Genomic DNA, 12,632 nt, shown 5'->3' on the forward strand with positions numbered 1-12,632 from the left:
GCCGTTGGTCCGGCTTTGGAGGGTTGTCGGATGCTCAGCCCTTGAGCGCGTCGGTGATCTCCGTGAGGGCGGCGGGGTCCTCGATGGTGGACGGCACGCGGTAGGGGGTCCCGGCGGCGATGTCGCGCATGGTGCCGCGCAGGATCTTGCCGGAGCGGGTCTTCGGCAGCCGGCTCACGACGACGGCCCTGCGGAAGGCCGCGACGGGACCGATCCGCTCGCGGACCAGGGCGGTCAGCTCGCGCTCGACGTCGGCGGGGTCGCGTTCCACGCCCGCCTTGAGCACCACGAGCCCGACCGGGAGCTGCCCCTTCAGCTCGTCGGTCACGCCGATGACCGCGGACTCGGCGACGTCCGGGTGGTCCGCGAGCACCTCCTCTATGGCCCCGGTGGACAGCCGGTGCCCGGCCACGTTGATGACGTCGTCGATGCGGCCCATGACGAACAGGTAGCCGTCCTCGTCGATGCGGCCGCCGTCGCCGGTCAGGTAGTGGCCGGGGTAGCGCGACAAGTAGGCCTCGGTGAAGCGGTCGTCGTCGCGGTAGAGGGTCGGCAGGCAGCCGGGGGGCAGCGGCAGCCGGACCGTGACGGCGCCCTCGACGCCGGGCGGGCACTCGTTCCCGTCGTCGTCGAGGATGCGCATGTCCCAGCCGGGGACGGGCTTGGTGGGCGAACCCGGCTTGACCGGCAGTTCCTCGATGCCGACGCAGTTGGCGGCCATCGGCCAGCCGGTCTCGGTCTGCCACCAGTGGTCGATGACCGGGATGCCGAGCAGGGCCGAGGCCCAGTGGTAGGTGTCGGGGTCGAGCCGTTCGCCGGCGAGGAAGAGGTAACGCAGGCTGGACAGATCCCACTTTTTGGCGAAACTGCCGGACGGGTCTTCCTTTTTGATCGCGCGGAACGCGGTGGGCGCCGTGAACAGCGTGCGCACCCCGTACGTCGACACCACCCGCCAGAACGCGCCCGGGTCGGGCGTGCCGACGGGCTTGCCCTCGTACAGGACGGTCGTGCAGCCGGCGAGCAGCGGGGCGTAGACGATGTAGGAGTGGCCGACGACCCAGCCGACGTCGGAGGCGGCCCAGTAGACCTCGCCGGGCGCGGCGCCGTACACGTTGGCCATGCTCCAGTGGAGCGCGACCGCGTGGCCGCCGTTGTCGCGGACCACGCCCTTAGGGGCGCCGGTGGTGCCGGAGGTGTAGAGGATGTAGAGCGGGTCGGTGGCGGCCACGCTGACGCATCCGGCGGGTTCCGCGTCGCGCACGGCGCTCTCCCAGTCGAGGTCGCGGCCCTCGGTGAGGTCGGCGGGGTGCTGCTCGCGCTGCAGGATCACGCAGTGGGCGGGCCGGTGCGACGCCCGCTCCAGCGCGGCGTCCAGCAGCGGCTTGTACTCCACCAGCCGGGACGGCTCGATCCCGCACGACGCCGACAGCACCACCTTGGGCCTGGCGTGGTCGATGCGGACGGCCAGCTCGCTGGCCGCGAACCCGCCGAACACCACCGAGTGCACCGCCCCGAGCCTGGCGCAGGCGAGCATCGCGACCACGGCCTCGGGCACCATGGGCATGTAGATCACCACGGTGTCGCCGGCCCCGACGCCGAGCCCGCGGAGCATCCCCGCGGTGCGGGACACCAGGTCGAGCAACTCCCGGTAGGTGTAGCGGCGCGCGGACCCGGTGACGGGGCTGTCGTAGATCAGCGCGTCCTGGTCGCCCCGGCCCGCCGCGACGTGCCGGTCGACGGCGTTGTGGCAGGTGTTGAGCCGCCCTCCGGGGAACCACCGCCCGCCGTCGTGGGCCCGCTCGGGCTCCACGTCCCAGTCGACGCCCCGCGCCGCCTCGCGCCAGAACTCCTCCGGCGCCTCGATGCTCTGCCGGTAGACGGACTCGTAGCTACGCATTTCCGGAGCACTTCCCACGACTCAAGACTGTGTCAGCAATCGACGATCATCAACCCGGAACGGGCAACAAAGCCCTAAATTGGGGGATTCGGGCTTCGTGCTGGGCTCGGTGCCGACCACTGGAGGTAGGAGTCGATCCTCATGGGCGATGACCTGATCCTGTCCGTGGTGACCGGTTCGCGCGCGTACGGGCTGGAGACTGAGGCGTCCGACATCGACCGGCGTGGCGTGTTCGCGGCCCCGACCGAGGCGTTCTGGCGGCTGGACAAGCCGCCGACGCACCGCGACGGGCCGCTGCCCGAGCAGTTCTCGTGGGAGGTCGAGCGGTTCTGCGTGCTGGCGCTGCAGGCGAACCCGACGGTGCTGGAGTGCCTGTGGTCGCCGCTGGTCGAGCTGGTCACGCCCGCCGGGCGGCGGCTGCTCGACCTGCGCCGCGCGTTCCTGTCGGGCCGCGCCCAGGAGACGTTCGCCGGGTACGCGGACGCGCAGTTCCGCCGGCTGGACCCGGAGGCGCCGAAGTGGAAGCAGGCCATGCACATGATCAGGCTGCTGCTGAGCGGCCTCCATCTGGTCCGGCACGGCGAGCCGCGCGTCCGGATGGGCGACGACCGCGAGCGCCTGCTGGCGGTCAAGCGGGGCGAGGTGCCGTGGGCGGAGGTGGACGCCTGGCGCGCGCGGCTGGTCGCCGAGCTGGCGGCGGCCGACTCGGTGCTGCCGGAGCGGCCGGACCGGGACGCGGTCGAGGAGTTCCTGATCGGCGTGCGGAGGGAGAACCTGTGAACCTGCCCGCCTGGTTGCCGGAGATCCCGGGTGAGCAGCCGTACCCGCTGGTGTTCGCCACCGTGAGCGGGGCCCATCTGTACGGGTTCCCGTCGGCGGACTCGGACGTGGACCTGCGCGGTGTGCACGTGCTGCCCGCCCGGGAGGTCGTCGGGCTGGTCACCGGGCCGGAGACGCTCGACGCGACGTGGACGCGAGACGGCGTCGAGGTGGACCTGGTGACGCACGACCTGGCCAAGTTCTGCCGGCTGCTGCTGAGCCGCAACGGCTACGTGCTGGAGCAGCTCCTGTCGCCGCTGGTGGTGGCGTCGTCGCCGGTGCACGAGGAGCTGGTGGCGCTGGCGCCCGCGTGCCTGACGCGCCATCACGCCCACCACTACCTGGGATTCGCGCGGACGCAGTGGCGGCTGTTCGGGAAGACGGGCGAGCTGAAGCCGCTGCTGTACACGTTCCGGGTGCTGGCCACCGGGATCCACCTGATGCGGTCGGGCGAGCTGCGGGCCGACCTGACGCAGCTGTACGGGTACGGGCCCGCGTACCTGCCCGAACTGGTGGCCGCCAAGCGGGAGGCCGAGCACGGCGCCGCGCCCGTGATCGCCTCGGCGGCCGCGGACGTGGCGAGGATGACCGCGGAGCTGGAGCGGGCCGGGGACGGCTCGGCGCTGCCCGGCACCGCCTCCGCGCACGCCGCCCTGCACGACCTCGTGGTCCGGATCCGCCTGGGTTAGCGCAGAATCGGTGCCATGACGTTCGTCGGCAGGCGGGAGGCGCTCGCGGCGATCAGCGGCGTGCTGGCCGCGGGTGCGGGATGCGTGCTGGTGGAGGGCCCCGCGGGGATCGGCAAGACCCGGCTGCTCGCGGAGGCCGCCCGCCTCGGCCGCGCACGCGGCCTGACGGTGGCCGCCGGTCGTGCCACCGAGCTGGACCGGGTGGCCCCCTTGTCGACACTGCGCTCGGCACTGGCCGGAGTCGTGCTGATCGACGTCACCGGTGGCGCCGATGTCCGGCAGGCCGCCGAGACGGACCCCACCGGCCACCCCCTCGACCAGCCCCATCCCCTCACGATCACCCACGACGACGTCCGGCGGGCCGCCGATTCGGACTCCATCGGCTATCCCGTGGATCGGGTGGAGATGATCGGGGAGGCGCTGGAGCGGTTCGCCGGGCCGTTGCTCGTGGTGCTGGACGACGTGCAGTGGGCCGACGAGCTGAGCCTGCTGGCGCTGCGCCGGCTGGTGCCGGGCGGGTCGCCGGTGGTGTGGCTGCTGGCCCGGCGGCCGCTGCCCGAGCAGGAGTCGCTGGACCGGCTGGAGGCGGTGCGGGTGCCGCTGCCGCCGCTCAGCCAGGAGGAGGCGGCGGAGCTGAGCGGTCACCTGCTGGGATCGCCGCCGTCGCGACCGGTTCTGGAGCTGGTACGGGCGAGCGGCGGCAATCCGTTCCTGCTGGAGGAGGCGCTGTCGGCGGCGCGTGAGGACGGCCGGGTCAGGATGGACGGCGGCTTCCCTGAGGCGGTGGAGCGGCGGCTGCTGCCGCTCGCGGCGGGGACGCGGCGGCTGCTGGAGGTCGCGGCGGTGCTGCGGCGGCCGTTCTCGGTGCACGAGGCGGCGGGGGTGCTCGGCACGCCGGTGGCCGGGGCGGTCGCGGCGGTGGAGGAGGCGGTCAGGGCCGGGGTGCTGGTGGACGAGGGCGGGCGGCTCGCGTTCCGGCACGACCTGATCAGGGAGGCGGTGTACGGAGGGCTGCCGGAGGCGGTCAGGAGCGCGTGGCACCGGGAGGCGGCCGCCGTGCTCAGGGCCGAGGGCAGGCCCCCGGCGGAGCTGGCCGAGCACCTGCGGCACGGCGCCCGCCGGGGTGACGCCGCGGCCGTGGCGGAGCTGCGTGCGGCGGCGGCCGGCCTCAGGGCCACCGCCCCGTCGGCCGCCGCCGACCTGATGACGCGAGCCCTCGACCTCTCGGACAGCTGGGATCCGGCGTTGGTCGCGGACGCCGTACGCCTCCTCGCCTCGGCGGGCCGCCTCGCCGATGCCCGCACCCTCGCCGACGACTGCTCCACGAGACCGTACGCCCGTCCCTGGTCTCCTGATACCCCGGCTCTCCCAGGTGATGAGAACGACCCGATGGACGGCCCCACCCCCCGGCGGCACGCACCCAGAGAGCCGAGCACGAGAACGGCGACGGCATCGGCGGACGCTCCGAGCGGGCAGACGGAAGCCGGACGGCTGGACACACCCGAAGAGCCGGGCGCGAGGACGGCGACGGCACCGTTGGACGCCCCGAGCGGGCAGACGGAAGCCGGACGGCTGGACACACCCGAAGAACCGGGCGCGAGGACGACGACGGCATCGGCGGATGCGCTGGGCGGGCGGCTGAGTGCTGGGGAGGAGGCGGCGATCTGTCTCGGGCTGGCGGAGGCGCTCAAGCATGCCGGTGACGACGCGGGTGTGGTGGAGCGGACGGGGCGGGCGCTGGCGCGGGCCGGGGTGCCGGTGGAGGCGCGGGCGCGGCTGCTCGCGGTACGGGCGCACGCGCTGATGATGACCGGACGGATCGACGAGGCCGACGCGGCGGCGGCGGGAGCGGTGGCCAGTGGGGAGCCGTTCGGGCAGGTGGTGGCGTTGCAGGCGCGTTCGACCGTGGCGCTGTTCCGGGGCGAGCCTCGGGTGGCGCTGGAGCATGCCGAGCGGGCGGTACGGATCGCGGACGCGGCCGGGGGTGAGGTGGCGCACAGGCATCCACGGCTCTGGCTGGGCGCGGCCCTGACCGTGCTGGACCGGTTCGAGGAGGCGGACGCGGTGTACGCGGCGGTCGCGCGGGAGTCGGGCGCGGCGGGCACGGCCTGGTCGCTGCCGTTGCGTCACCGGTTCAGGGCGGATCTGCTGCTGGCGTGGGGCCGGTTGGACGACGCGGAGGCGGAGGCGGAGGCCGGGCTGCGGGTCACCGCCGAGCTGTCGGCGATGGCCCTCGCACCGGCGCTGCTGGCGGTGCTCGGCCACGTGGCTGCGCTGCGCGGCGACTCGGAGGCCGCCCGCCGCCACTTCCGCCAGGGGGCCGAGCTGGCGGGAAGCGGCCCCGGCCTGGTCCACGACGAACTGCGCTTCCGTACGGCACTCTTCGAACGGTCGCTCTACGGGCACGGGACGACGGGCAGGCGGATAAGGAGAGGCGAGGAGTCGGCCGACCGCGATCAGCGGGCTGGCGGAACGCCGACCCACCGCGATCAACCCACTCACGGAACACCGACTCACCCCGATCAACCCACCCACGGAACACCAACCGACCGCGATCAACCCACCCACGGAACACCAACCGACCGCGAACAGCCCACCCACGGAACACCAACCGACCGCGAACAGCCCACCCCCGAATCACCGCTCAACCGCGATCAGGCAGCCCGAGGAACACCAACCGACCGCGATCAGGCAGCCCGGGGAACACTGGCCCACCGCGATCGGCGGGCCCTTGGGACGTCGGATGGTCTGGGTCGGGGCCGTGACGCGCCGGGGCTGGGGTGGCTGGGTGAGGAGGGGAGTGCGCTCACGTACCTGTTGTTGCAGGAGCCGTGGGCGGCGGCGCGGCTGCGTGGGGAGCCCGGGGTGGTGGCGGGCATCCGGGCGCTGGCCGCGCGCAACCCGGAGGTGATGTCGTTACGGGCGGCGGCCGCGCACGCGGAGGGGCGGCTGGCCGAGGCCGTCGAGCTGTACCGGGCGGCGCCGCGACCGCTGGGGCTGGCCGCGGCGCTGGAGGAGGCCGGGCGAAGGGACGAGGCGCTGGAGGTGTACGCGGCGTGCGGCGTCAGGAGGGACGCCGCCGGGCGCCCGCCGACCGGGTGGGCCGCGCTGACCCCGTCCGAACTGAGGGTGGCGCGGCTGGTCGCCCGGGGGTTGACGAACCGGGAGGTGGCCGCCGAGCTGTTCGTGTCCCCGCACACCGTCGACAGCCACCTCCGGCACGCCTTCGCCAAGCTGGGCGTCAGCAGCCGGGTCGAGCTGGCCCGGCACGCCCTGATCAGCGAGGGCCTCACCTGACCCACGCCCAGCCCGGCGGGGCCCGCGCCCGGCCTGAGGCCTCGCTGACCCGCGCCCGGACAGCGAAGGCGGCTCCGGGCCCGCGCCCCGGCCGGAAACCTCGCTGACCCGTGCCCCGACAGCGAAGGCGGCCCCGCGCCAGAGGCCTCTCTGACCCGTGCCCAGACGCGGCGGGGGCGTCCCCTTGCCCAGGCCGGAAACCTCTATGGCCCGTGCTCGGACAGCGAAGGGATGCCGGGCGAAGGCCTCAGTCTGGACGGCCCTCGGGGTAGATCAAGGGCAGCAGCGACGCGGCGTCCGCTTCGGAGATCGTGATGCCGATGCGGTCGCGCAGGCCGTCCCGCAGGCCCTCCGCCGTCCGCGCCCCCAGGTGCTCGATCCGTACGCGCTCGCCGATCGCCGTGCGCTGGGCCAGCACGTGGGAGAGGAACGGGGAGCGGGGGTGGGTGGCCACGTAGTGGTTGGCGACCTCGAAGTCGCTCGGGTAGTGGGGTTCGTCCGTGCGGAACCCGTACAGCTGCTCCTCCCCCGCGTGCAGGATCCAGAGGTCGCCGTCCCGGGTCAGGCGCCACCGCCAGGGGCCCGCCGAGGCGGTCGCCTCCTCGGCGAACGGCATCGGCTCCACCAGCCCGTCGCCGCCGAACCCCACGTCGGCCAGCCACCGCCGCCCGTCCGCGGTCACCAGCAGCATGGCGTGCGAGCGCGGCAGGTGGGAGCGGCCGCCGAGGCGGATGCGGGCCAGCAGCCGCGTCACCGGGAACCCGAGGCGTTCCAGGGCGGCCGCGAACAGCAGGTTGTGCTCGTGGCAGTAGCCGCCGCGGCCCCCGGTCACCATCTTGTCCTGCAGGGACTTCGGGTCGAGCGGGATGCCCCTGCCGAGCACCACGTCCAGGTTCTCGAACGGGATGGCGGTGACGTGCGCGCGGTGGACCGCGCGCAGCGTCGCGGCGGACGGGGTGCGCGGGCCGCCGTGGCCGATCCGGTCGAGGTACGCGTCCAGGTCGAGATCATCGATGTGCCACATGGCTCAACCGTGCCGGAGCGGGCGGCCCGCGCGCATCACGCGTTCACGGGATTCGCGGAGAGCACGAGCCTGACGGCGAAGAGCTCGTACCCGGCCCGCTCGAACGCCCGCGCCATCGGCACGTTGCCCGTGTCGGTGTCGGCGACGACCCGGTCCGCGCCGCGCCCGGCGTGACTGCGGGTGATCTCGGCGAGCAGGTCGCCGGCGTAGCCGTGGCCGCGGTGCTCGGGCAGCACGCCCAGGTAGCCGACCACCGGCCCGGAGGCGTTGGCGGACGGCAGCGCGAACCCGGCGAGCTCGCCGGAGCGGGTGTGGGCCAGCCGCCACCACGACCGGTCGCCCGGCATCGCCAGGTAGTCGGCCAGGTCCTCCCTGGCCTGGGCCTCGGCGTCCTTGACGAGCAGCGCCTGCCGGGTGTGGTGGTCGAGGCTGCCGGCCGACGCGGCCGCGAAGGCGGCGACGAACGCCTCGTCGTCGGGCTCCTCCCGGAAGACGAGCCTGCCGGACGCCTCCGGCAGCGGCCGGTCCGGCGTCCACGCGTACCGGAGCCGTTCCAGCTCGTCGGTCAGGCCGGCGCGGCGGCAGGCCTCCTGCCGCCAGCCGACGGCGGCGGTGACGGCGTCGTTGCCGCGCCAGCCGACCGGCAGGAACACGTGGTAGGCGGGACGTCCGCCGAACGCGTCATGGGCGTGGCGCAGCAGCTCGGCCGCGAGCGCGACGCGGTCGGTGACCGAAGGGTGGGTGTGGAGGCAGTCGAGCGCGAGCGGCCCGGCGCCGGGGAAGCCCCACCAGACGGCGCGGGCCAGGATCTCGCCGTCCTGTTCGGCCACCCAGATCCGGTCGTGGTGGTAGTGGCCGTCGGCGAGGAAGGAGCGCAGCCGTTCGGGATGGGCCCAGCTGACGGGCTCGTCGACGGCGCAGTCGAGCAGGCGGCCGAGATCAGGCGCGGCCGTGGGACGGAAAAGCACGAGTCCTCCGAAGAGCGGGGTCGGACGCGGTGAGCGTCCGGAAGGAGCGGGACATCTCAGCGCCTCCTTTCTTCCGGTCTTACGGGGTAGGGGGACCATATCGCACTTGCCAGAAAGGTCCGACAGGATAGGGGAATGCCCGCCTACGAAGACGTTTTCCCGCTCCAGCCGCCCGTCCGCCTGCCGCCTCAGGACGAGCTGGTCGCCGCCGTGCGCGCGGCGCCGCTGGCGGCCGAGTTCCTCGACGGCCAGGAGGACGTGCTGGAGGCCTGGGGCGAGGTGTGCAGGGACCGGCTCGACGAGGGCCTGCTGCTGGAGGTGGTGCGCCTGTTCGTGGCGCGCGAGCCCGCCGTCGGCGACCCTCCCGCCGAGCTGGTGGCCTTCGGCCTGGTGAAGGGCGCGAACCCGTACGAGGCGACGCCGGTCGGGCTGTGGATGGGCCGGAGGCTGATCGGGGAGCTGACCGGGCAGGAGGTGCCCGTCATGGGCTCGCTCGCGGAGCGCGACGGGGCGGGGCTGCTGCTGGGCCTGCGCTCGTACCCGGAGGCGGACCGCGACGAGGAGCTGGCCGGCTGGCTGGCCCGCCGTGACGCGGCGGGGGCAGCCAGGGAGATCGCGGGCGTGCTGCCTGCGGTGAGCCCGCTCAGCCGGGCGATCGGCATCGAGCTGCTCGGCTTCCAGCTGGGCGACGAGGGCCGCCGGGCGCTGGACGACCTGGTGATCGAGCCCAAGGTGGGCGCGGTGATCGCCGCCCGGCTGAGCCGCGACGACCGGCAGCCGGCCACCGAGGAGATCGGCTGGGTGCTGGTGGACATGGCGGCGGCGCTGCTGGAGTTCGGCGGCGAGCCGTCCGAGGTGGTCGAGTCGGTGGCGGCCGGCATGGAGACGGACGAGCAGGCGAGCACGATCACGCTGCTGGCGCTCTGCGACCACCCGGCCACCGAGCCCGTGCTGCGGGTGTTCATCGACTACCACCCGGACGCGGGGGTGGCCGCCGCCGCCCGCAAGGCGCTGCGCCGCCTGCACGGCCTCGCCGCGGCCCGCGGGTGAGGGGCCGGGGGTAGAGTCGGCGACGATGACGAAGCATACGATCACCCGCCAGACCGGGACGATCCTCGGCGACACCTACGGCTGTGACTGCGGGGCCCAGCTGGGCGGGCGGATGGCGGCCGAGGTGCACGCCGCCGAGCACCACCAGTGCTCGGTCTGCCTGGGTTCGGCCGAGGAGGAGCCCGCGCCCGGCCTGACGCGTCCCTGCACCTCCTGCGCCGGCACCGGGCGGCGGCGCGAGCAGATCAACTGGCAGCTCGCGCACGCCGAGGCGGAGCGGCTGGTCACGCCCGTGGTGGTGCGCTCGGTGGTGGACGCCTTCGACGGGCCGTTCCGTCTGTCGGAGGTCGCCGACGCGGTGCGCGACGGGTTCGGGCTGCCGCCGGGCCGCCTGCCGGTGGGGCCGCGGGTGCGCGACCTGCTGCTGGAGATGCAGGCGGCGGGCGAGATCACCATGGTGTCGGCGCCGGACGAGCTGATCGACGGCACCGACGTGGTGCTGTTCCGCGACCCCCAGTGGCAGCGGGCGCGCACGCTCGGGCTCTGACCGCCGGTCGTCAGGCGCGGCAGATGATCTCGCCGTGCAGGATCGACATCCAGCCGTCGTCCGACCCGGCCCATGCGCGCCAGCCGTCGGAGACGCGCCGCAGGTCCTCCGCGGTGGCGGCGCCGGTGGCCAGGGCCTGCTCGGCCATCGCGGAGCGCAGGATCCGGTCGGCCCACATGCCGCCCCACCAGGCTCGGTCTTCCGGGGTGGCGAAGCACCAGGTGGACGAGGTGGCGGTGACGTCGGTGAACCCGGCGGCGCGGGCCCATGACAGCAGCCTCCGGCCTGCGTCCGGCTCGCCGCCGTTGCCGCGCGCCACCTTCTGGTAGAGCTCCATCCAGGTGTCGAGCGCGGGCACGCGCGGATACCACGCGAAGGCCGCGTAGTCGCTGTCGCGGGCGGCCACGACGCCGCCGGGCCGCGCCACCCGCCGCATCTCGCGCAACGCCTGTACGGGGTCGCCGACGTGCTGGAGCACCTGGTGGGCGTGCACGACGTCGTACGACCCGCCGGGGAAGGGCAGCGCGTGCACGTCGGCGACGGCGAAGCCGACGTTGCCCGCGCCTCTGGCCGCCGCCTCGGCCCTGGCCAGCTCCAGCGCCTCCTCGCTCACCTCGGTCGCGGTCACACTGGCCACCCTGGCGGCCAGGTCGGCGGTGATGGTGCCGGGGCCGCTGCCGACGTCGAGCAGGACCGCCTCGGGCCGGAGGTGGGGCAGGAGGTAGGCGGCCGAGTTGCCGGCGGTGCGCCACCGGTGGGAGCGCAGCACGGACTCGTGGTGGCCGTGGGTGTAGACGGCGTTCATCGGAACTCCCTCGTCTCGCCTGACGTCCGGCACGCTACCATTTATCTCGCTATACGAGAGAATATGTCTCATTATATGGATATGTGGCGCTCGACCGTACACTGTTCCGGACGACTACGGAAGGGCGGTCGCCATGGGAGAGGTCCGGCCGATCGTGCGCGTGGGCGACCCGGTGCTGCACGCGCCGTGCGAGCCGGTCACCCGGTTCGACGACGCGCTGCGGGCGCTGGTCGACGACATGTTCGCGAGCATGTACGCGGCCGACGGCGTGGGGCTGGCCGCCAACCAGATCGGCGTGCCCCTGCGGGTGTTCGTCTACGACTGCCCCGACGACGACGGCGTCCGCCACCGGGGCGTCGTCGTCAACCCCGCGCTGAAGCTGCCGGGCGTCGGCGAGCGGCGCCTCGACGCGGGCGAGGAGGGCTGCCTGTCGGTCCCCGGCCAGTACGCCCCGCTCCCCCGGTCCGACCGGGCCACGGTGCACGGCTCCGACGCCGAGGGCCGGCCCGTCACGGTCGAGGGCACCGGCATGCTCGCGCGCTGCCTCCAGCACGAGACCGACCACCTCGACGGCCACCTCTACATCGACCGCCTCCCGGCCAAACGCCGCAAGCAGGTGCTGGCCGCGTACGAGCAGTCCCTCGCCACAGGGCAAATTCCGACAAACAACCCACCCGGCACGTGAGCGACGGCAAATCGGGTAGATGGTGCTCCTCCGGAAGCAATCCATCGAGGAGACACACCATGGGCAGACACACCATGGCCAGAACCGTGGCAGACGTGATGACCAGCCACCCCGCGACCGTCGACGGCGACCAGCCGGTCAGCGTCGCCGCCGCGCTCATGCGCGACAACGACACCGGCGCGATCATCGTCAACGACCACGGCCGGATGGCCGGCATCGTGACCGACCGCGACATCACGATCAGGTGCGTCGCCGACGACAAGGGCCCCGACACGCCCGTGCGCGAGGCCTGTTCGCCAGGCGTCGAGGCCGTCTGCCCGGACACCAGCATCGACCAGGCCGTCCAGCTCATGCGCCAGCACCACGTACGCCGCCTCCCGGTGCTCGAGGACGGCCGCGCGGTCGGCATCCTCAGCATCGGCGACCTCGCGATGGAGCGCGACCCGGACTCGGCGCTCGCCGACATCTCCGCGGCGGAGGGCAACCGCTAACGTTGACCACGTGGTCACAGTCGAGGACGTGCGGCGGCTCGCGGCGACTTTCCCGCGGTCATCGGAGCACCTGATCAGAGACCGGATCAAGTTCCGCGTGGGCTCCATCGTCTACGTCGCGTTCTCGCGCGACGAGACGCTGATGGGGTTCGCCTTCCCGAAGGAGGAACGGGCCGCGCTGGTCGCCGCGGAGCCCGACAAGTTCCTCCTGCCCCCCGAGTCCGATCTGCGCTTCAACTGGGTCGTCGCGCGCCTGGCCGTCCTCGACCCGGACGAGATGCGCGAGCTGGTGCTGGAGGCGTGGCGGATGGTGGTGCCGAAGAAGGTGTACGCGGCCTACGTCGGCTAGCGCGACGGGGC

General features: G+C 73.7%; 12 protein-coding genes. 8 read left to right on the plus strand and 4 right to left on the minus strand.

Annotated features, from left to right (window positions below; genetic code table 11):
* Positions 1–34 precede the first annotated feature (34 nt).
* Positions 35–1,897 (minus strand): propionyl-CoA synthetase, encoded by a 1,863-nt coding sequence (locus ABD999_RS04685; RefSeq protein ID WP_271279203.1) that lies wholly within the window; start codon positions 1,895–1,897, stop codon positions 35–37.
* Between the two features lie 141 nt (positions 1,898–2,038).
* On the opposite strand from ABD999_RS04685, the gene ABD999_RS04690 reads away from it, so the two are divergent.
* Genes ABD999_RS04690 through ABD999_RS04700 form a run of 3 tightly spaced genes read left to right on the plus strand, consistent with a single transcriptional unit; the run spans position 2,039 to position 6,702 of the window.
* Entirely contained in the window at positions 2,039–2,677 is a 639-nt protein-coding gene (locus tag ABD999_RS04690) for a nucleotidyltransferase domain-containing protein (protein WP_271279202.1), read from the plus strand.
* Positions 2,674–3,405 carry a nucleotidyltransferase domain-containing protein gene (locus ABD999_RS04695; RefSeq protein WP_271279201.1) on the plus strand — a complete coding sequence of 244 codons (732 nt, stop codon included), beginning with the start codon at positions 2,674–2,676 and terminating at the stop codon, positions 3,403–3,405. Before ABD999_RS04690 ends, ABD999_RS04695 begins: the two co-directional genes overlap by 4 nt.
* 15 nt (positions 3,406–3,420) lie before the next feature.
* Complete coding sequence (locus ABD999_RS04700) at positions 3,421–6,702, plus strand: helix-turn-helix transcriptional regulator (RefSeq protein WP_345482586.1); 3,282 nt, start codon at positions 3,421–3,423, stop codon at positions 6,700–6,702.
* A 247-nt stretch (positions 6,703–6,949) separates the two neighbouring features.
* Here ABD999_RS04700 and ABD999_RS04705 read toward each other — a convergent pair whose 3' ends face one another.
* Both ABD999_RS04705 and ABD999_RS04710 read right to left on the minus strand, forming a co-directional pair.
* Positions 6,950–7,726, minus strand: a complete 777-nt coding sequence (locus ABD999_RS04705) for an arylamine N-acetyltransferase family protein (protein WP_271280058.1) — start codon at positions 7,724–7,726, stop codon at positions 6,950–6,952.
* 35 nt (positions 7,727–7,761) lie between these two features.
* The gene (locus ABD999_RS04710; protein ID WP_271280059.1) at positions 7,762–8,694 is read right to left on the minus strand and encodes a GNAT family N-acetyltransferase; all 933 of its coding nucleotides are present in this window, start codon (positions 8,692–8,694) and stop codon (positions 7,762–7,764) included.
* A gap of 135 nt (positions 8,695–8,829) precedes the next feature.
* On the opposite strand from ABD999_RS04710, the gene ABD999_RS04715 reads away from it, so the two are divergent.
* Positions 8,830–9,744, plus strand: coding sequence for a hypothetical protein (locus ABD999_RS04715; RefSeq protein ID WP_219544352.1), 915 nt, complete (start codon positions 8,830–8,832; stop codon positions 9,742–9,744).
* Positions 9,745–9,769: 25 nt separating this feature from the next.
* The gene (locus tag ABD999_RS04720; RefSeq protein ID WP_219544351.1) at positions 9,770–10,291 is read left to right on the plus strand and encodes a hypothetical protein; all 522 of its coding nucleotides are present in this window, start codon (positions 9,770–9,772) and stop codon (positions 10,289–10,291) included.
* Between the two features lie 10 nt (positions 10,292–10,301).
* Here ABD999_RS04720 and ABD999_RS04725 read toward each other — a convergent pair whose 3' ends face one another.
* Complete coding sequence (locus ABD999_RS04725) at positions 10,302–11,096, minus strand: class I SAM-dependent methyltransferase (protein WP_271280060.1); 795 nt, start codon at positions 11,094–11,096, stop codon at positions 10,302–10,304.
* A 133-nt stretch (positions 11,097–11,229) separates the two neighbouring features.
* On the opposite strand from ABD999_RS04725, the gene def reads away from it, so the two are divergent.
* Genes def through ABD999_RS04740 form a run of 3 tightly spaced genes read left to right on the plus strand, consistent with a single transcriptional unit; the run spans position 11,230 to position 12,621 of the window.
* Positions 11,230–11,781, plus strand: coding sequence for a peptide deformylase (def, locus tag ABD999_RS04730; protein WP_271280061.1), 552 nt, complete (start codon positions 11,230–11,232; stop codon positions 11,779–11,781).
* A 59-nt stretch (positions 11,782–11,840) separates the two neighbouring features.
* Positions 11,841–12,272 carry a CBS domain-containing protein gene (locus ABD999_RS04735; protein WP_261808598.1) on the plus strand — a complete coding sequence of 144 codons (432 nt, stop codon included), beginning with the start codon at positions 11,841–11,843 and terminating at the stop codon, positions 12,270–12,272.
* A 10-nt stretch (positions 12,273–12,282) separates the two neighbouring features.
* A complete protein-coding gene (locus ABD999_RS04740; protein ID WP_148032030.1) occupies positions 12,283–12,621 on the plus strand; it encodes an MmcQ/YjbR family DNA-binding protein in 339 nt (112 codons plus the stop codon).
* Positions 12,622–12,632 lie beyond the last annotated feature (11 nt).

The sequence above is a fragment of the Nonomuraea ferruginea genome, from assembly GCF_039540635.1.
Lineage (GTDB): Bacteria > Actinomycetota > Actinomycetes > Streptosporangiales > Streptosporangiaceae > Nonomuraea > Nonomuraea ferruginea.